Annotated in this window: 17 protein-coding genes; 12 read left to right on the top strand and 5 right to left on the bottom strand. The window is 72.7% G+C overall.

The window, feature by feature from the left end; genetic code table 11:
- Positions 1–33 precede the first annotated feature (33 nt).
- Entirely contained in the window at positions 34–681 is a 648-nt protein-coding gene (locus ACFV1L_RS16310) for a thymidine kinase (RefSeq protein ID WP_380366366.1), read from the top strand.
- 34 nt (positions 682–715) lie between these two features.
- Entirely contained in the window at positions 716–1,546 is an 831-nt protein-coding gene (locus ACFV1L_RS16315) for a sulfurtransferase (protein WP_380366368.1), read from the top strand.
- A 125-nt stretch (positions 1,547–1,671) separates the two neighbouring features.
- Here the strand turns inward: ACFV1L_RS16315 and sepH are convergent, their stop codons facing one another.
- Complete coding sequence (gene sepH, locus ACFV1L_RS16320; RefSeq protein ID WP_380366369.1) at positions 1,672–2,757, bottom strand: septation protein SepH; 1,086 nt, start codon at positions 2,755–2,757, stop codon at positions 1,672–1,674.
- A gap of 438 nt (positions 2,758–3,195) precedes the next feature.
- On the opposite strand from sepH, the gene ACFV1L_RS16325 reads away from it, so the two are divergent.
- Positions 3,196–3,984, top strand: a complete 789-nt coding sequence (locus ACFV1L_RS16325; RefSeq protein ID WP_380366371.1) for a hypothetical protein — start codon at positions 3,196–3,198, stop codon at positions 3,982–3,984.
- Between the two features lie 7 nt (positions 3,985–3,991).
- Here the strand turns inward: ACFV1L_RS16325 and ACFV1L_RS16330 are convergent, their stop codons facing one another.
- The gene (locus ACFV1L_RS16330) at positions 3,992–5,293 is read right to left on the bottom strand and encodes a D-arabinono-1,4-lactone oxidase (protein ID WP_380366373.1); all 1,302 of its coding nucleotides are present in this window, start codon (positions 5,291–5,293) and stop codon (positions 3,992–3,994) included.
- 129 nt (positions 5,294–5,422) lie between these two features.
- Positions 5,423–6,673: an MFS transporter gene (locus tag ACFV1L_RS16335; protein WP_380366375.1), complete on the bottom strand. Its 1,251-nt coding sequence runs from the start codon at positions 6,671–6,673 to the stop codon at positions 5,423–5,425.
- Positions 6,674–6,852: 179 nt separating this feature from the next.
- Between ACFV1L_RS16335 and ACFV1L_RS16340 the strand changes: the two genes are divergently transcribed.
- A complete protein-coding gene (locus tag ACFV1L_RS16340; RefSeq protein WP_380366377.1) occupies positions 6,853–7,989 on the top strand; it encodes a ferrochelatase in 1,137 nt (378 codons plus the stop codon).
- An 18-nt stretch (positions 7,990–8,007) separates the two neighbouring features.
- A complete protein-coding gene (locus tag ACFV1L_RS16345) occupies positions 8,008–8,808 on the top strand; it encodes an inositol monophosphatase family protein (RefSeq protein WP_380366378.1) in 801 nt (266 codons plus the stop codon).
- A gap of 69 nt (positions 8,809–8,877) precedes the next feature.
- On the opposite strand, the gene ACFV1L_RS16350 is transcribed toward ACFV1L_RS16345, so the two are convergent.
- A complete protein-coding gene (locus ACFV1L_RS16350) occupies positions 8,878–9,063 on the bottom strand; it encodes a hypothetical protein (protein WP_035866869.1) in 186 nt (61 codons plus the stop codon).
- 465 nt (positions 9,064–9,528) lie between these two features.
- Between ACFV1L_RS16350 and ACFV1L_RS16355 the strand changes: the two genes are divergently transcribed.
- The 4 genes from ACFV1L_RS16355 to ACFV1L_RS16370 all read left to right on the top strand — a co-directional run bounded on the left by ACFV1L_RS16355 (position 9,529) and on the right by ACFV1L_RS16370 (position 13,623).
- Positions 9,529–10,182, top strand: a complete 654-nt coding sequence (locus tag ACFV1L_RS16355; RefSeq protein WP_014138505.1) for a response regulator transcription factor — start codon at positions 9,529–9,531, stop codon at positions 10,180–10,182.
- A gap of 48 nt (positions 10,183–10,230) precedes the next feature.
- Positions 10,231–11,529, top strand: a complete 1,299-nt coding sequence (locus ACFV1L_RS16360; protein ID WP_380366380.1) for a sensor histidine kinase — start codon at positions 10,231–10,233, stop codon at positions 11,527–11,529.
- Positions 11,530–11,741: 212 nt separating this feature from the next.
- Positions 11,742–12,719, top strand: a complete 978-nt coding sequence (locus tag ACFV1L_RS16365; RefSeq protein ID WP_380366382.1) for an acyl-ACP desaturase — start codon at positions 11,742–11,744, stop codon at positions 12,717–12,719.
- A gap of 604 nt (positions 12,720–13,323) precedes the next feature.
- The gene (locus ACFV1L_RS16370; protein ID WP_014138508.1) at positions 13,324–13,623 is read left to right on the top strand and encodes a DUF4193 domain-containing protein; all 300 of its coding nucleotides are present in this window, start codon (positions 13,324–13,326) and stop codon (positions 13,621–13,623) included.
- Between the two features lie 229 nt (positions 13,624–13,852).
- Here ACFV1L_RS16370 and ACFV1L_RS16375 read toward each other — a convergent pair whose 3' ends face one another.
- Entirely contained in the window at positions 13,853–14,302 is a 450-nt protein-coding gene (locus ACFV1L_RS16375) for a DUF3093 domain-containing protein (RefSeq protein ID WP_380366384.1), read from the bottom strand.
- Between the two features lie 94 nt (positions 14,303–14,396).
- On the opposite strand from ACFV1L_RS16375, the gene ACFV1L_RS16380 reads away from it, so the two are divergent.
- From ACFV1L_RS16380 to ACFV1L_RS16390, 3 genes are all read left to right on the top strand, one after another.
- Positions 14,397–14,978, top strand: a complete 582-nt coding sequence (locus ACFV1L_RS16380) for a PaaI family thioesterase (RefSeq protein WP_035866876.1) — start codon at positions 14,397–14,399, stop codon at positions 14,976–14,978.
- Entirely contained in the window at positions 14,975–15,442 is a 468-nt protein-coding gene (gene dut / locus ACFV1L_RS16385) for a dUTP diphosphatase (protein WP_380366386.1), read from the top strand. Before ACFV1L_RS16380 ends, dut begins: the two co-directional genes overlap by 4 nt.
- 151 nt (positions 15,443–15,593) lie before the next feature.
- On the top strand, positions 15,594–16,391 hold the full coding sequence (locus tag ACFV1L_RS16390; RefSeq protein ID WP_380366387.1) for a DUF3710 domain-containing protein: 798 nt from the start codon (positions 15,594–15,596) through the stop codon (positions 16,389–16,391).
- Positions 16,392–16,661 lie beyond the last annotated feature (270 nt).

Consider the following 16,661-nt stretch of genomic DNA (forward strand, 5'->3'; position numbering starts at 1 on the left):
ACCACCCCCGCCCGAAAGGCTGACGCTCCACCCATGGCTGAACTGGTGTTCTTCTCGGGCACGATGGACTGCGGGAAGTCGACCCTCGCCCTCCAGATGGACCACAACCACACCGCCCGCGGCCGGCAGGGCATCATCTTCACCCGCCACGACCGGGCCGGCGCCGCCACCATCTCCAGCCGCCTCGGCCTGCGCGCCGACGCGGTCGAGGTCGGCGACGAGTTCGACTTCCAGGCGTACGTCGTCCACCTGCTCTCGGGCGGCGGCAAGGTCGACTACCTGATCTGCGACGAGGCACAGTTCTTCTCCGCCGGCCAGATCGACCAACTCGCCCGAGTCGTCGACGAATTGGGCATCGACGTGTTCACCTTCGGGATCACCACCGACTTCCGCACCAAACTCTTCCCCGGCTCCCAGCGGCTGATCGAACTCGCCGACCGGGTCGAGGTCCTCCAGGTCGAGGCCCTCTGCTGGTGCGGCGCCCGGGCCACCCACAACGCCCGCACCGTCGGCGGCGTCATGGTGGTCGAAGGAGCCCAGGTCGTGGTCGGCGACGTCGCCGTCAACGAGGACGAGATCGGCTACGAGGTGCTCTGCCGGCGCCACCACCGCCGCCGCCTCACCGCGGCCACCGCCCGCGCCGCCGTCCTCTCCCCGGACGTCCTCCCGTTCGAAGGCTGACACCGCGTCAGGCCCGGCGCGCGACAATGGCGGCATGACGTCGCCACTGATCACCGTCGCCGAACTCGCCGCCGCGCTCGACTCCCCGCACCCGCCGGTGCTGCTCGACATCCGCTGGCAGCTCGGCGGGCCGCCCGGCGCCGAGGAGTACGCCAAGGGCCACCTGCCCGGCGCGCACTACCTCGACCTCGACCACGAGCTCGCCGACCCGCCCGGCGCCGCCGGCCGCCACCCGCTGCCCGACCCCGAGCGCCTCGCCACCGCGCTGCGCAGGGCCGGCGTCGCCGCCCACCGCCCCGTCGTCGCCTACGACGCCGGACCCTCGCTGTCGGCCGCCCGCGCCTGGTGGCTGCTCCGCTGGGCCGGCCACCCCGACGTCCGCGTCCTCGACGGCGGCCTCGCGGCGTGGCTCGCCGCCGGGCAGCCGGTCACCACCGACACGCCCGCCCCCGGCGACGGCGACTTCAAGGTCTCGCCCGGCCACCTGCCCACCGTCGACGCCGCCGGCGCCGCGGAACTCGGCCGCACCGGACTGCTGCTGGACGCGAGGGCGGGCGAACGCTACCGCGGCGAGACCGAGCCCATCGACCCCCGGGCCGGCCACATCCCCGGCGCGACCTCCGCCCCCACGACGGAGAACCTCGCCGCGGACGGGCGCTTCCTCCCGGCCGCGGACCTGGCCCGCCGGTTCGCGGCCCTCGGCGTCACCGACCCCGCCCGCACGGCCGTCTACTGCGGCTCCGGCGTCACCGCCGCCCACCAGCTCCTCGCCCTCGAAGTCGCGGGCCACGAAGGCGCCGCGCTCTACCCGGGCTCCTGGAGCGAGTGGTCGGCGAACCCCGAGAACTCCGCCGCCGTGGGGTGATCGACCCCGGGGCCCGTGGGTGTGAAACCCAGGGGCTCCTGGGGGCACCTCCCGGCCCCGCCGTTCTCCCCCTCCCGGCCCCATCGGGCGGGGGGGTAACCCCCAACGAGCCCCTGCGAAGCCCGTTACTCGGGCTTCTTGCGCCGCGATCCGAAAACGATCTCGTCCCAGCTCGGCACCGTCGCCCGCCGGCCGGGGCGGACGCCGTCCGCCTCCGCCTGGCGGTCGGTCGCGCCGACCATGCGGTCGCGGTGCGGGGAGACCGAGCGGGGCATCAGGATGTCCGCGTACGCGGAGCCCGCGCCGACGCTCGCCGCAGGCGCACTCGCGGACTCCTCGATCTCCTCGGGCTCCTCGGTGACCGCGGTCTCCACGCTCGGCCCGACCGGGGTCAGGTCGCCGCGGTAGGACGGCACGACGTCCAACAGGCTGGTGAGGGAGTCCCGTTCGGGGGAGACCGCGGCGACGGCCTCGCGGGCCTCACGGGCTTCGCGCACCTGCATGATGCGGTCGGCGGAGGGCCGCTCGATCATCGGGCGGGCCGGGCGCTCCTGGGGGAGGCGGGCGATCCGCGGGATGAACGGGAAGACCGAGTCCTCCTCGCGTTCGACGTTCTCGCCGATCAGGGCGCGCGCCTCGTCGTCGTTCGGCTGCACCAGCCGCCGCGGCGGGTCGTAGGACCAGGCGGCACGGCGGTGTTCGCCCTCGGCGCGGTAGACGAGGATGACTTCCCAGGTGCCGTCGTCGCGGCGCCAGGAGTCCCACCGTTCGGTGTCCTTCTCGGCGCCGCGCAGCGCGAGGCGCTCGGCGACGGCCTCGCCGAGCTGGGGGCCGGTGGACTCGCCGTGGCGGCGGATCGCCGTCTTGCGGGCCCGCTCGGCCATGAAGGCGCGCTCGGCCAGCACCGGACCCTCGAAGCGGCGGACGCGTTCGACCGAGATGCCGGCGGCCTGGGCGACCTCCTCGGCGGAGGCGCCTGCTCGTATCCGCGCCTGGATGTCGCGCGGGCGGAGGTGGCTCTCCACCTCGATCTCGATCTGGCCGAGCCGCGGTCGGTCACCCCGGACGGCGGCGCGCAGCCGTTCGTCGATGGGAAGGGTGTACTCCGTGCTGTCGGCAGCCTTGAGCACCAGCCGTGTGCCGTCGTTGCTGACGGCCACGACGCGCAGTTCGGGCACGGTTACCTCCCGGGTGGTGCCTGCCGACGTCACCTGCGTCGCTGCTCCCGTACTGAGTGTGGCCTGCCCGCTGGCGAGTGGCCACAACCTTGCAGAGTTACCCGGCGTGTCGGGCTTTCGCCCGGGCGCGCCACTGTGGCACGGTTGCCTGTTTGCCACGTCGACGGTCGACATCGCACCCGGGCGCCCGGGCCGTCGTCTGACGGAGTGTCGACAGGCGGGACCGAAGGCTCAGGCTCCACGAACAGTACTCCATTCGTGGCATCCACAGGGGCGGCTCGCCGCTCAAGTCTCCCGCGAATCATCGGAATCTCACGAGCGAGCACCCCATAGGACGGCCGGTGATCGGCGGACGGTGATCATCTTCACATATATCGACCGGTAGGAACCGGATTTTCGACCCTTGTGTCCTTCTTTGGGCAAGATGGAGAGACTTGTTCAAAATTCCGACACGCCGACCGAGGGACCGGGATGCCGCAGCAGAGGGAGCAGTTCGCGCACGGAGCGGCCTCGGCCGAGGAGAAGGGCGAGCGCAGACGGCTTGATCTGACGGTCACTCAGGTCGCGGCGAGTGCGCTGGCGACGGTGGTCGGTGCGGTACTCGCCTCGGAACTCGGAGTGTACGGAACGATACTCGGTGCGGCCGTCGTCTCGGTGGGGGCGACGACCGGAAGCGCGGTGTTCCAGCACCTCTTCAAACGCACCGGGGAACAACTGCGCAACGCGGTGGAACGCGGCGCCGAATCCGCTCCGGCGGCCCGTCCGCGGCCGGCTCCGGAGGGCGGAATCAGCCAGGAGTGGAACGCGCCCAGGTTGGTGCGGGCGAAACGCCGCTGGACGTGGAAGTCCTACGCGGCGGCATCCGCACTGGTGTTCGCCATTGCGATGGTGCCGATCGTCGCGGTGGAACTCGCCGCCGGAAAGCCGCTGCACAACATCACCACCGGTCAGGACGGCAGCGGCACCTCGTTCAACCCGTCCCGCCCGTCCGGCGGCCAGGGCGACCACGGCGGCAAGGAGGACGGGAAGCAGCCCGCGCCGGCGAGTTCGCCCAGCGGCGAGCCGTCCCGGTCCGGGCCGAGCGGCCGTCCCTCGTCCGGGAGTTCGGGCTCGCCCGCGCCCAGCACCTCGGCCCGCCCGTCCGCCACGCCCGAGCCGACGGCCTCGCCCGGCGCCGGCGGCTCCCCGGCCGCCACCGGGGAGGCCTCGCCCGCCCCGGCCGAGGGCGCCCCCGAGCCCGGGGCGGCGCCCACCGGCTGACGGCGGGTCAGTCGCCGAGCACCCGGCGCAGGTAGTCGTTGGCGAACCGGCGGTCCGGGTCGACCTTGTCGCGCAGCGCGGTGAAGTCGCCGAAGTGCGGGTAGACGGCGGACAGGTACTCGGCGTCGCGGGTGTGCAGCTTGCCCCAGTGCGGGCGGCCCCGGTGGGCCGTCATCAGCTTCTCCACCTCGGTGAAGTAGTTCGTCTCGCGGGTGCCCCGGTACAGGTGGACGGCGATGTAGGCGGTGTCCCGGCCGTTCGCGGTGGACAGCCACAGGTCGTCCGCCGGGGCGACCCGCACCTCGACGGGGAAGCTGATCCGCCAGTCGGAGCGCTCCACCAGCGCCTTCAGTTCGCGCAGCACGGTGGTCGCCGCCTCGCGCGGCACCGCGTACTCCATCTCGATGAAGCGGACCTTGCGGGGGCTGGTGTACACCTTGTAGGCCTGGTCCGTGAACCGGCGCTCCGACCAGGCGCGGCTGGCGACCTGCGCGATGGCGGGGATCGCGCCGGGGAACGCCCGGCCCACCCGGCAGGCGCCCTCCCACACCGTGTTGGAGACGAAGTCGTCGTCCAGCCAGGCCTTGAACCTCGGCAGCGGCGCGGCCGGCCCCTGGCTGCGGTTGTTGCGCTTGGTCGAGCAGCGGTCGGTGTGCGGGAACCAGTAGAACTCGAAGTGCTCGTTGACGGCCGTCAGGTCGTCGAAGCGGTCCAGCACCTCGTCGAAGCCCATCGGCTGCTCGTGCGCGGCGAGCAGGAACATCGGCTCCACCGCGAAGGTCAGCGCGCTGACCACGCCGAGCGCGCCGAGGCCCAGGCGGGCGCCCTGGAAGAGCTCGGGGTTCTCGGTGGCGGAGCAGTTCCGCACGGTGCCGTCGGCGAGGACGATCTCCACCGCCTCGATCTGCGCGGCCAGCGAACCGGAGTCCCGGCCGGTGCCGTGGGTGCCGGTGCTGGTGGCGCCTGCCACCGTCTGCACCTCGATGTCGCCCATGTTGGTCAGCGACAGGCCGGCCGCCGCCAGCAGCCGGTTCAGCCGGCTCAGCGGCAGGCCGGACTCGACGGTGACGGTGCCGGCGGCGCGGTCGATCCCGCGGACCGCGGTCAGCCGGTCCGGGCGCACCAGCACGGCGTCGCCGGCCGCGGCGATCGCGGTGAACGAGTGGCCCGAGCCGACCGCCTTCACCCGGCGGCCGGCCTCGCCCGCCGCCCGGACCACCGCGGCCAGTTCCTCGACCGTGCCCGGCGCGGTGACCTGCGCGGGCCGCGCGCTCTGGTTCCCCGCCCAGTTCCGCCAGACCTCGGTCATCTCCAGAGCCCTCCCGCTCGCGCGTCCCGCCTGCCGGTTCTACCGGTGGGTAGGGGGAGCGTAGTCACTGCGCACCGGCCGGTCCATGGTCCGACGGTCCCAACGTGAGGGAAGCTCACATCGTCGAGCCTAGGGGGCGACGGCCTCCGGCGCGGGCGCCTGCTGCTCGACCGCGGCCAGCTGCCGGCGCAGCCGGCCCATCCCGGCGTACGCGGCCAGCGCCCCGAACCCCGCGGCGGCCACCGGCACCCAGTAGCCGGCGGCGGCGCCGTTCGCGTCCACCACCAGGCCGGCCACCGAGGAGCCGACCGCCACGCCGAGGGCCAGACCGGTGGTCGTCCAGGTCATCCCCTCGGTCAGCTGGGCGGCCGGGACCAGGCGCTCGACCAGCGCCATCGCGGTGATCAGCGTCGGCGAGATGGCCAGCCCGGACAGGAACAGCGCGGCGCCGACGCCCACCAGCGCGGCGGTGCCGTGCATCAGCTCGGCGGCCAGGATCAACGGCACCATGCCGACGGCCATCACCGTCACCCCCACCAGGAAGCGGCGGGCCATCGAACCGGTCAGCTTCAGCGTGCCGAACACCGCGCCCGCCAGGCAGGAGCCCAGCGCGTACACGGCGAGCACCGGACCGGACGCGCCGGTGTGCTGCTGGGCCTTGGCGAACGCGACGGTGACCACCTCGACCGAGCCGAACACGCCGCCGGTGGCGACCAGCGTCATCACCAGGATCTGCAGGCCCCGGTTGGCGATCGCGCTCGGCCCCGAATGGTGCGCGGCCGGATGCACCGGAGGCTCGGTGCGCCGCTGGCCGGTGAACAGCAGGACGCCGACCACCAGGAAGACCCCGGCCAGCAGCACGCCCGACTCGGGGAACAGCGTGGTCGCCAGCGAGACCGCGAGGATCGGGCCGACGATGAAGCAGATCTCGTCCGCCACCGCCTCGAAGGAGTACGCGGTGTGCAGCTTCGGCGGCTCGTCCCGGTACAGGTGCGCCCAGCGGGCGCGGACCATCGAACCGGTGCTGGGCATCACGCCCATGCCGGCCGCGAACAGGAACAGCGTCCAGTCGGGCAGGCCGGTCCGGGCGCCGAGCAGCAGGCCGGCCGCGGCCAGCACGGTGGCCAGGGTGGCGGGCAGCGCCACCCGGCGCTGGCCGTGCCGGTCGACCAGCCGGGAGATCCACGGTCCGAGCACCGCGGCGGAGACCGCGAGGGTGGCCGACAGCGCGCTGCCGAGCCAGAAGGTGCCCTTCATCTCGGCGAGCATGGTGACGGTGCCGATCCCGGTCATCGAGATCGGCAGGCGGGCTATCAGCCCGGAGGACGAGAAGGCCAGACTGCCGGGGGCGGCGAAGATCTGGCGGTAGCTGGACAGCACGGGGGCTCCGTCGGACGGGTGCGGCACGGGGGCAGGACAGCCGAAGCACAGTGGTAAGGCACAACTGTCGCCCTGACAGCTTACGAACCGTGATCCATCGTCCGCACCCGGGATAATCCGGACACCCGCCGCCGGAAGCCGTGCACCGACCGCGCCGCCACGGGTGGCAGGATCGGAGCATGTCCGACACGCGCACCTCCACCGACCCCGCGCCGTACGACGCGCTGCTGCTGCTGTCCTTCGGCGGGCCGGAGGGCCCCGAGGACGTGGTGCCCTTCCTGGAGAACGTCACCCGGGGACGGGGCATCCCGAAGGAGCGGCTGACCGAGGTCGGCAAGCACTACTTCCTGTTCGGCGGGGTCAGCCCGATCAACGCGCAGAACCGCGCCCTGCTGGCGGCCCTCCGCAAGGACTTCGCCGAGCACGGCCTCGACCTGCCGGTGTACTGGGGCAACCGGAACTGGGCCCCGTACCTGGTCGACACCCTGCGCGAGATCGCCGACGACGGGCACCGCCGGGTCCTGGTCCTGGCCACCAGCGCCTACGCCGGGTTCTCCGGCTGCCGCCAGTACCGGGAGAACCTCGCCGACGCGCTCGCCCTCCTGGCCGCCGAAGGCCGCCCCGAACTGACCGTCGACAAGCTCCGGCACTTCTACAACCACCCCGGCTTCGTCCGGCCGATGATCGACGCCACCCTCGCCGCGCTCGCCGAACTCCCCGACGGCGTACGGGAGAACGCCCGGCTGGCGTTCACCACCCACTCCATCCCGACCGCCATGGCGGAGACCTCCGGGGCCCCCGACGACCCGGCCCGCGGCGCCCCCGGCGGCGCGTACGTCGCCCAGCACCTGGACGTCGCCCGGCTGATCGCCGACGCGGTCGCCGAGCGCACCGGCGTCACCGACCGGCCCTGGCAGCTGGTCTACCAGAGCCGCAGCGGCGCCCCGCACATCCCCTGGCTGGAACCGGACATCTGCGACCACCTGGCGGCCCAGCACGCCGACGGCGCCGAGGCCGTGGTGATGGTCCCGATCGGCTTCGTCTCCGACCACATGGAGGTCAAGTACGACCTGGACACCGAGGCGGTGGCCAAGGCCGCCGAACTCGGCCTGCCGGTCGCCCGGGCCGCCACCGTCGGCGACGACCCGCGGTTCGCCGCCGCCGTCCGCGACCTCGTCCTGGAACGGGCCGCCGTCCGCCGCGGCGAGCCGGTCACCCGCTGCGCCCTGGGCGCCCTCGGCCCCAGCCACGACGTGTGCGCCACCGCCTGCTGCCCCAACCCCCGCGCGCCCCGCCCCGCCGCCGCCGAAGCCTGAACCCGGAGGAACCGAACCGTGACCGACGCCCTGCTGGACGAACTGCTCGCCACCGCCGTCGAGGCCGCCACCCGGGCCGGCGACCTGCTCCGCGACGGCCGGCCCGAGGACCTCGGGGTGGCCGCCACCAAGAGCAGCCCGGTGGACGTGGTGACCGAGATGGACCTCGCCTCCGAGAAGCTGGTGCTGGAACTGATCTCGGCCCGCCGCCCCGACGACGGCTACCTCGGCGAGGAGGGCGCCGACCACCCCGGCACCAGCGGCGTCCGCTGGGTGGTCGACCCGCTCGACGGCACCGTCAACTACCTGTACGGGCTGCCCTCCTGGGCGGTCAGCGTGGCCGCCGAGCTGGACGGCGAAGCGGTCGTAGGCGTGGTCGCGGTGCCCGCCCGCGGCGAACTGTTCCAGGCGGTGCGCGGCCGCGGCGCGTCCGTGAACGGCCGCCGGCTGGCCGTCCGTCCCGCCCCGGCCTGGGGACAGGCGCTGGTGGCGACCGGCTTCGGCTACCTGCGCGAGCGCCGCGTGCACCAGGCCGAGGTGCTGCACGCGCTGATGGGCGAGGTCCGCGACATCCGCCGGGCCGGTGCCGCCGCCGTCGACCTGTGCGACCTGGCCGCCGGCCGCTTCGACGGCTACTTCGAACGCGGCCTGGCCCCCTGGGACCGCGCCGCCGGCCTGCTGATCGCCCGGGAGGCCGGCGCGCTCACCGGCTCCCGCCCCGGCCTGCCCGCCGACGGCGAACTCACCGTCGCCGCCCCGCCCGGCGTGTTCGAGCCGCTGCAGACCCGGCTGGAGGAACTCGGCGCCTGGCACGACTGACCGGCCCGCGGACAGCGAAAAGCCCCGGCACGGGGGACCGTGCCAGGGCTCGCCTGTGCTGGGAGGGGATCAGGCAGCGGAGCGGTGCGTACCGAGCACCGGGTCCACGCCGTGTTCGGCGGCGAGGCGCTGGAGGTCTTCCAGCTCGGACTGCTCGACCTCGGCCAGGAACTCGTCCCCGGACTCGATCGCGCGGTGCAGATCCTGCTCGGCGTTCTTGATCCGCTGAAGGATTCCGGCGGTGAAGGCGTCCATACGGGCCCCCTTTTCCTGTGTCGGACGGGCACGGCCCGAGTCAACCCCCCGACTCGGCATCGGATGAACCCCGGACGGGCACCCGACGACCGGTGCAGGATCCGGTCGGGTGCTCGGGCGGCGCGTGGGCCGCGACCCGGTGGCTCTCGATCCCGGGCCGGTGCGGATGGGGCACTCGGCGGGTGGCCGCGATGGGCCGCAGGGCGGCGGCATCACGGTGTGCACGTGTCCTCCCCACCGCCCGGGCCGGGAAACCTCAACTCACCGGAAAGTTGCCCGAGTCACAGTCCAACCGGCATCCGGCGGCTCCGTTTTCGCCACCGGCGCACCGGACTTATCACTGCTTTACCGCGCGACCAGGCAGGATGGAGGCACCGTCGGATCCGCCTGTCCGGATCCGCGCCCGGCGCACCACGGCCCGCACGGGCAGCACGGCCTGGGCCGCTCCAGGAGAAGGGAAACACCGTGCGGGTACTCGTCGTCGAGGACGAGCAGCTGCTCGCCGAGGCCGTCGCCACCGGTCTGCGCCGGGAGGCCATGGCGGTCGACGTCGTCTACGACGGAGAGGCCGCGCTGCAGCGGATCGCCGTCAACGACTACGACGTGGTGGTGCTCGACCGGGACCTCCCCCTGGTGCACGGCGACGACGTCTGCCGACGCGTCGTCGAACAGGGCCTGGCCACCCGGGTGATCATGCTCACCGCCTCCGGGGACATCAGCGACCGCGTCGAGGGCCTGGAGATCGGCGCCGACGACTACCTCCCCAAGCCCTTCGCGTTCAGCGAGCTGGTCGCCCGCGTCCGCGCCCTCGGCCGCCGCGCCACCGTCCCGCTGCCGCCCGTGCTGGAGCGCGCCGGGATCAGCCTCGACCCGGGCCGCCGCGAGGTGATCCGGGACGGCAGGCCGGTCCAGCTGGCCCCCAAGGAGTTCGCCGTGCTGGAGGTCCTGATGCGGGCCGGCGGCGCCGTGGTCTCCGCCGAGCAGCTGCTCGAAAAGGCCTGGGACGAGCACACCGACCCGTTCACCAACGTGGTACGGGTCACCGTGATGACGCTCCGTCGCAAGCTCGGCGACCCGCCGGTGATCGTCACCGTCCCCGGCTCCGGCTACCGGGTCTGACCCCCGACCCGTCGCAACCCCCACCCTCGTCTGAGAGGACTTCCGGCCATGACCACCCCGCCACTCCCCGGCGGGGCCCCCGGCGCGCCCGCCCCGGGCCCGGGCCAGGTGCCCCCGCGTCCGAACCACCCGCCGCGCCCGAACGGCCGCGACGACGACGCCTACCGCCCCGGCGACGGCCTGTTCGCCTGGCTCTCGCTGCGGCCCACCATCCGGATCCGGCTCACCCTGCTCTACGGCGGGATGTTCCTGATGGCCGGGGTGGTCCTGCTGCTGCTGATGTACTACTTCGTCCGCTCGGCGTTCCAGACCGACCTGGTGCCGCACTTCACCCTCGGCCAGGGCGTCACCCTGCGGGCCTACGACGGCACCAACCTGACCAACCAGGCCGACCTCGACCGGTGGCTGGCGAACTTCCAGGCCACCCGCAGCAGCGAGGCGCTCTCGACCCTGCTGCGCAAGGCGCTCACCGCCCTGGTCTGCCTGGCCGTGATCGCCTTCGCGGTCGGCTACACGGTGGCCGGCCGGGTGCTGCACCCGCTCGGCCGGATCACCCGCACCGCCCGCGAGGTGGCCGGCTCCGACCTGCACCGCCGGATCAACCTGGACGGCCCGGACGACGAGCTCAAGGAACTCGCCGACACCTTCGACGAGATGCTGGAGCGCCTCGACCGCGCCTTCGACTCCCAGCACCGGTTCGTCGCCAACGCCTCGCACGAGCTGCGCACCCCGCTGGCGATCAACCGGACCCTGCTGGAGGTACAGCTCTCCGACCCGAACACCTCGCCCGATCTGCAGCAGCTCGGCAAGACCCTGCTGGCCACCAACGAGCGCAGCGAACAGCTGGTCGAGGGTCTGCTGCTGCTCGCCCGCAGCGAGAACGAGCTGACCGAGCGCCGGCCGGTCGACCTCGCCGAGGTCGCCCAGCGCGCGCTGGAGCAGATCCGCCCGGAGGCCGGCAACCGCGAGGTCGAGCTGCGCCCCGACCTGGCCGCCGCGCCCGCCCACGGCAACGGGGTGCTGCTGGAGCGGATCGCGCTCAACCTGCTGCAGAACGCCGTCCGCTACAACAGCCCCGGCGGCTGGGTGGAGATCACCACCGCGGCGGTCCGCGGCGGGGGCGGCGAACTGGTGGTGAGCAACACCGGGCCGGTGGTTCCCGGCTACGAGCTCGACCACATCTTCGAGCCGTTCCGCCGGCTGAAGAACACCGACCGCACCCGCAGCGACAAGGGCGTCGGCCTCGGCCTGTCGATCGTCCGCTCCGTGGTGCGCGCCCACGGAGGCACCCTGGAGGCCACTGCCCGCCCCGGAGGGGGCCTGCGCATCCAGGTCCGCATCCCTTAGCCGCCCGGCCGCCCCCGGGCCGTCTGCGCCCGCCCACGGCGTTTTCCCGCGGCCGCGCCCCGGCCCGAACGCTCCCAGCCGCCCCTGCCCAGCCATGTCGGAACGACATAAGCGCTGGACAGGGGCGGCTTGTCATTTGCGCCCGCAACAACTTACGGTGTCGTAACCTACGGAGCCGTAGGTCCGCCCGCACAGCCGCAGGAGCAACCGCCGTGACCATCGCCCCCGTGCAGCGCACCGCCACGACCGCCTGGACCGACGCCAGGCTGATCCTCGCGCTCGAAGAGGTCGTGGAGACCGAGCTCGACCGCCACCTCAAGGCGGTCAAGGAGTGGATGCCGCACGAGTACGTGCCGTGGAGCCAGGGGCGGGACTTCGACGGCGTGCTCGGCGGCGAGGCCTGGTCCCTCGACCAGTCGAAGGTCACCCCGCTGGCCCGGATCTCCCTGGTGGTCAACCTGCTGACCGAGGACAACCTCCCCAGCTACCACCACGAGATCGCCAGCATGTTCGGCCGCGAGGGCGCCTGGGGCACCTGGGTGCACCGCTGGACCGCCGAGGAGGGCCGGCACGGCATAGCGATCCGCGACTACCTGCTGGCCACCCGCGCCGTCGACCCGGTCGAGCTGGAGCGGGCCCGGATGGCGCACATGTCCGACGGCTTCGAGTCCGACAACGCGCACAGCATGCTGCAGTCCGTCGCCTACGTCGCCTTCCAGGAACTCGCCACCCGGATCGCCCACCGCAACACCGGCCACCACTCCGGCGACCCGCTCTGCGACCAGTTGCTGGCCAAGATCGCCAACGACGAGAACCTGCACATGGTCTTCTACCGGAACCTGCTCAAGGCCGCCCTGGAGATCGCCCCCGACCAGACCATGCGCGCCATCGCCGACGTGGTGATCAACTTCCGGATGCCCGGCCATGGGATGCCCGGCTTCGAACGCTCGGCCGCCCAGATCGCCATCGGCGGCATCTACAACCTGCGGATCCACCACGACGACGTGCTGCAGCCCGTGCTGCGCCACCTGAAGGTCATGGAGGTCTCCGGCCTCGGCCCGGTCGGCCAGCAGGCCCAGGACGAGCTGGGCGCCTTCCTGGACGGCCTGAACACCCAGGCCACCCGCTTCGACGAGCGCCAGGCCGCACTGCTGGCCCGCCGCGCGGCCGCGGCCGCCGCCAAGGGCTGACTCCGAAGCGCCGCGACGAGGGCCCGTCGGGGCCCGTTCGAGGCCGCGCCGGCCATCGCACCCCCGCCCGGACCGCCGGTCGCACGGACCGCTCGGGCACGGACGGCCGCTGTTCGATTCCGGTCGGTATGCGGACAATCCGACCGCGCGCGGCCGGGTCGAAAGGCCCGTTTTCACGGGAAAAGCCCGGAGTCGCGCCCAATGTGACGAACATCACACTCCGCCGTGCGGCCCCTTCGCGCCACCCGGCGGAGTGATCACCCGTTCGGGTGGGTCGGTAGCGCTGAGTCATCGCGCCGGGCGGTCGCCGTCCACTCGACCCTTCGTCAAGAACCGGCCCCCGCCGCCGAGTTCGGGCCCCGATCGCCGGGCGGCGGGCACCCAACGTCACGATCACCGGCTCCCGTCCCCGACCGGTTCACCCACACGGTGGACCCCGTTCGAGCCCTGTTCGATCACCTCAACGGGCCTCGGGCCGGGTGTCGATTGAGTAACGGGGCTTGAAGTAAGGCACAATCTCGGCCTCGGGTCGGGCACAAGACCGGCCCCCCAGGCGTTACGTGCGCTGGAGATACCGCACACACCCAAAGGGGGAGAGCGAAACATGGCAACGGACTACGACACCCCACGCAAGACCGATGACGACCTCAACGAGGACAGCATCGAGGAACTGAAGGCCCGCCGGAACGAGAAGGCCTCCAGCTCCGTCGACGTCGACGAGTACGACGCGAACGAAGGTCTGGAGCTTCCCGGCGCCGACCTCTCCAACGAGGAGCTCTCGGTCCGCGTGCTGCCCCGGCAGGCCGACGAGTTCACCTGCATGAGCTGCTTCCTGGTCCACCACCGGAGCCAGCTGTACAGCGAGAAGAACGGCCAGCCGATCTGCCGGGACTGCGGCGCCTGAAAACGGAGCGGCACTGGCCCGGGCGGGCGACACCCCTCCGCCGGCCCGGTACGCCGCCCCGTCCGGCCTTGAGCAGCGAGGCCGGAGGCAGAAGCAGCGACCGTCCCGAGCGGTCGCACCCGGCAGTGCGCGAACCGCGCGCCTGCACCCGCAGTGCTCGCAGACAAGCCGAAAGGGACGGCCCCACGCTGGTGGGGCCGTCCCTTTCGGCGTTCCGCGTCCCGGCGGGTCAGCGGCTCCGGCCGCCCGCAGCCTCGCCCAGCGCGTCCGCCAGCCGCTGCGGCGACCGGGTCGACAGGTACAGGTACGGCGTCGGGTCGGCCGGGTCCGTCACCGCGACTTTCAGCGCCGTCGGCACGTAGCTGCGCAGCAGCATGAACGCCCGCGGATCGGCCTTCACCGAACGCCAGGCCGTCGCCTCCTTCGGGTTCAGCACCTCGGCCTCGCCCAGCGCGCTCACCGGGATCCGGGCCTGCCCGGCCACCAGCGATCCCTGCACCACCCGGATCCGCGCCGAGCCGTAGCTGCTCAGGGCCGCCGCACCGGCGGCCACCCCCACGACCAGCCCGATCAGGGCACCCAGCCCGCTGAACCGGAGCAGGATCAACCCGAGCGAGAGCCCGAGCGCCACGGGCAGCAGCCACCAGGACCGCGGGACGGTGAGACGTTCCTCGTACATGCCTCCATTGTGGGCGCAGCACACGCGGCACCCGGCGGCCGGGGCCCCTCGGCGAGCCTGTCCCGGAAAGCTACTGACAGGTAGGGTCGCCGCTGTGAACGGATCGACCCCCACCACCCCGCCCGCGGACGCCGTGCTGCCGGCCCGCTCCCCGTACGCTCCCGCCCCCGGGACCGTCATCGGCTCCCACTACGACGACTGCTTCGGCTGCGGCCCGCACCACCCGCACGGCCTCCAGCTCACCGCCGTCGCCGGCGAGGAGCTCGACGTCACCGCGCAGTTCACCGTCAAGCCGGCCCACCAGGGCGGCCCCGGCCTGGCCCACGGCGGCGTCCTGGTGACCGCCATGGACGAAACCCTCGGCACCCTCAACTGGCTGCTCGCCGCCCCCGCCGTCACCGGTCGGCTGGAGACCGACTTCGTCCAGCCCGTCCCCGTGGACTCCGTCCTGCACATCCACGCACGGGTGACCGGTGTCCACGGCCGCAAGGTCTACAGCGCCGCCGAGGGCCGCATCGGGGGCCCCGACGGACCGGTCGCGATCCGCGCACAGGCACTGTTCATCCAGGTGAAGCTGGAACACTTCACCACGCACGGCCGCCCCGAGGACGTGCAGAAGGTCCTGGACGACCCGGACCTGATCAAACGCGCCCGAGCCTTCGAGGTGAACCCGTGACCGACCCCGTCCGCCAGCCCGTCGACATCCTGATCCGCCGCCTCGACCCGGAGATCCCGCTCCCCGCCTACGAGCACCCCGGCGACGCCGGCGCCGACCTGCGCACCACCGTCGACGCCGAACTCCAGCCCGGCGAACGGGCCCTGCTCCCCACCGGCATCTCCATTGCGCTACCGGACGGCTACGCCGCGTTCGTGCACCCCCGCTCCGGTCTCGCGGTCCGCTGCGGAGTTGCACTGGTGAACGCCCCGGGGACGGTCGATGCCGGGTACCGTGGTGAGATCAAGGTGATCGTCGTCAACCTGGACCCTCGGGAGCCGGTCAACTTCAAGCGAGGCGACCGAATTGCCCAGCTGGTCATCCAGCAGGTCGAGAAGGCCCGCTTCCACGAAGTGGGTGAACTCCCGGGTTCGGTCCGTGCCGAAGGCGGGTTCGGCTCGACCGGCGGTCACGCCGCGGTCTAGCATGCGCCGCGGTCTCGGCTCCGCCGGGCAGCACGACGAGCGGGTGGAAGCGATGCAGTTGCAGCGGTTTTCGGCCGGTCCGATGGGTAGCAGTTAGCAGATATTCGCGTTCGGTCTTGGATTCGGTCTTGGACCGGGAAGGACAGTGACCGTGTTCCGTCGTCGCAAGAGCGAGGACGCTGTCGAGCAGCTCGCCGAGGACGCCATCAGCGCCGACGAGACGGCCGATGACGTCGAGGGTTCCGTCGAGAACGAGGACGGCAACGACACCGAACTCGACCCGGCCGACCGGGTCGGCCTGCCGCCGGCCCCGCGCCCGGACGGGCCGTGGGACATCTCCGAGCTGGAGAAGCCCGGAGAGGGCCGCGTCGACCTCGGAGGCCTGCTGGTCCCCGGCGTCGAGGGCATGGAACTCCGGGTCGAGGTGGCCGGGGACGCGATCGTCGCCGCCACCCTGGTCCTCGGCAACAGCGCCATCCAGCTCCAGGCCTTCGCCGCCCCCAAGTCGGAGGGCATCTGGGGCGAGGTCCGCGAGGAGATCGCCAACGGCATCACCAGCCAGGGCGGCGCCATCGAGGAAGAGGAGGGCTCGCTCGGCTGGCACCTCCGCGCCCAGGTCCCGGTGCAGCTCCCCGACGGCACCCAGGGCGTCCAGCTGGTCCGCTTCGTCGGCTGCGACGGACCCCGCTGGTTCCTCCGCGGCGTGATCTCCGGCCAGGCCGCGGTCCAGCCCGAGATGGCCGGCCTGCTCGAAGAGGTCTTCCGGCAGACCGTCGTGGTCCGCGGCGAGGCCCCCATGGCCCCCCGCGACCCGATCGTGCTCAAGCTCCCCGAGGACGCCCAGATGGTCGCCGACGGCGCCGCGGCCCCCGCCGACCCGGAGTCGCCCTACGCGGGCGGCAACATCGACCCCTTCTCGCGCGGCCCCGAGATCACCGAGGTCCGCTGACCTCCCGGGACGCCCCGCGCCCCTCGTCCGCCCCCGCACCGATCGTGTGCGGGGGCGGATTTGCTTTGCGGCAGCCGATCCCCGTACAGTTCCGGAGTCGCACCGAGAGGGGCGAACGAAAGCGAGTTCGAGGAAACACCGGTGAAACGGTGGAGAAAACCTCTGATAAGCTGGGAACACGAAAGAACGAAGCGCCCGGAGGGTTCGCAGGAATGCGGCTCGAAGGAAGCGTCCGTTCCTTGAGAACTCAACAGCGTGCCAAAAGTCAAC

The organism is Kitasatospora sp. NPDC059646 (assembly GCF_042734615.1).
In the GTDB taxonomy this organism is placed as follows: Bacteria; Actinomycetota; Actinomycetes; order Streptomycetales; family Streptomycetaceae; genus Kitasatospora.

What these genes read in the sequence shown, in the direction of transcription:
- ACFV1L_RS16315 (WP_380366368.1), top strand. Translation starts at nt 716, where the DNA reads ATGACGTCGCCACTGATCACCGTCGCCGAACTCGCCGCCGCGCTCGAC.
- ACFV1L_RS16310 (WP_380366366.1), top strand. Translation starts at nt 34, where the DNA reads ATGGCTGAACTGGTGTTCTTCTCGGGCACGATGGACTGCGGGAAGTCG.
- ACFV1L_RS16370 (WP_014138508.1), top strand. Translation starts at nt 13,324, where the DNA reads ATGGCAACGGACTACGACACCCCACGCAAGACCGATGACGACCTCAAC.
- ACFV1L_RS16325 (WP_380366371.1), top strand. Translation starts at nt 3,196, where the DNA reads ATGCCGCAGCAGAGGGAGCAGTTCGCGCACGGAGCGGCCTCGGCCGAG.
- ACFV1L_RS16340 (WP_380366377.1), top strand. Translation starts at nt 6,853, where the DNA reads ATGTCCGACACGCGCACCTCCACCGACCCCGCGCCGTACGACGCGCTG.
- ACFV1L_RS16350 (WP_035866869.1), bottom strand. Translation starts at nt 9,063, where the DNA reads ATGGACGCCTTCACCGCCGGAATCCTTCAGCGGATCAAGAACGCCGAG.
- ACFV1L_RS16375 (WP_380366384.1), bottom strand. Translation starts at nt 14,302, where the DNA reads ATGTACGAGGAACGTCTCACCGTCCCGCGGTCCTGGTGGCTGCTGCCC.
- ACFV1L_RS16360 (WP_380366380.1), top strand. Translation starts at nt 10,231, where the DNA reads ATGACCACCCCGCCACTCCCCGGCGGGGCCCCCGGCGCGCCCGCCCCG.
- ACFV1L_RS16330 (WP_380366373.1), bottom strand. Translation starts at nt 5,293, where the DNA reads ATGACCGAGGTCTGGCGGAACTGGGCGGGGAACCAGAGCGCGCGGCCC.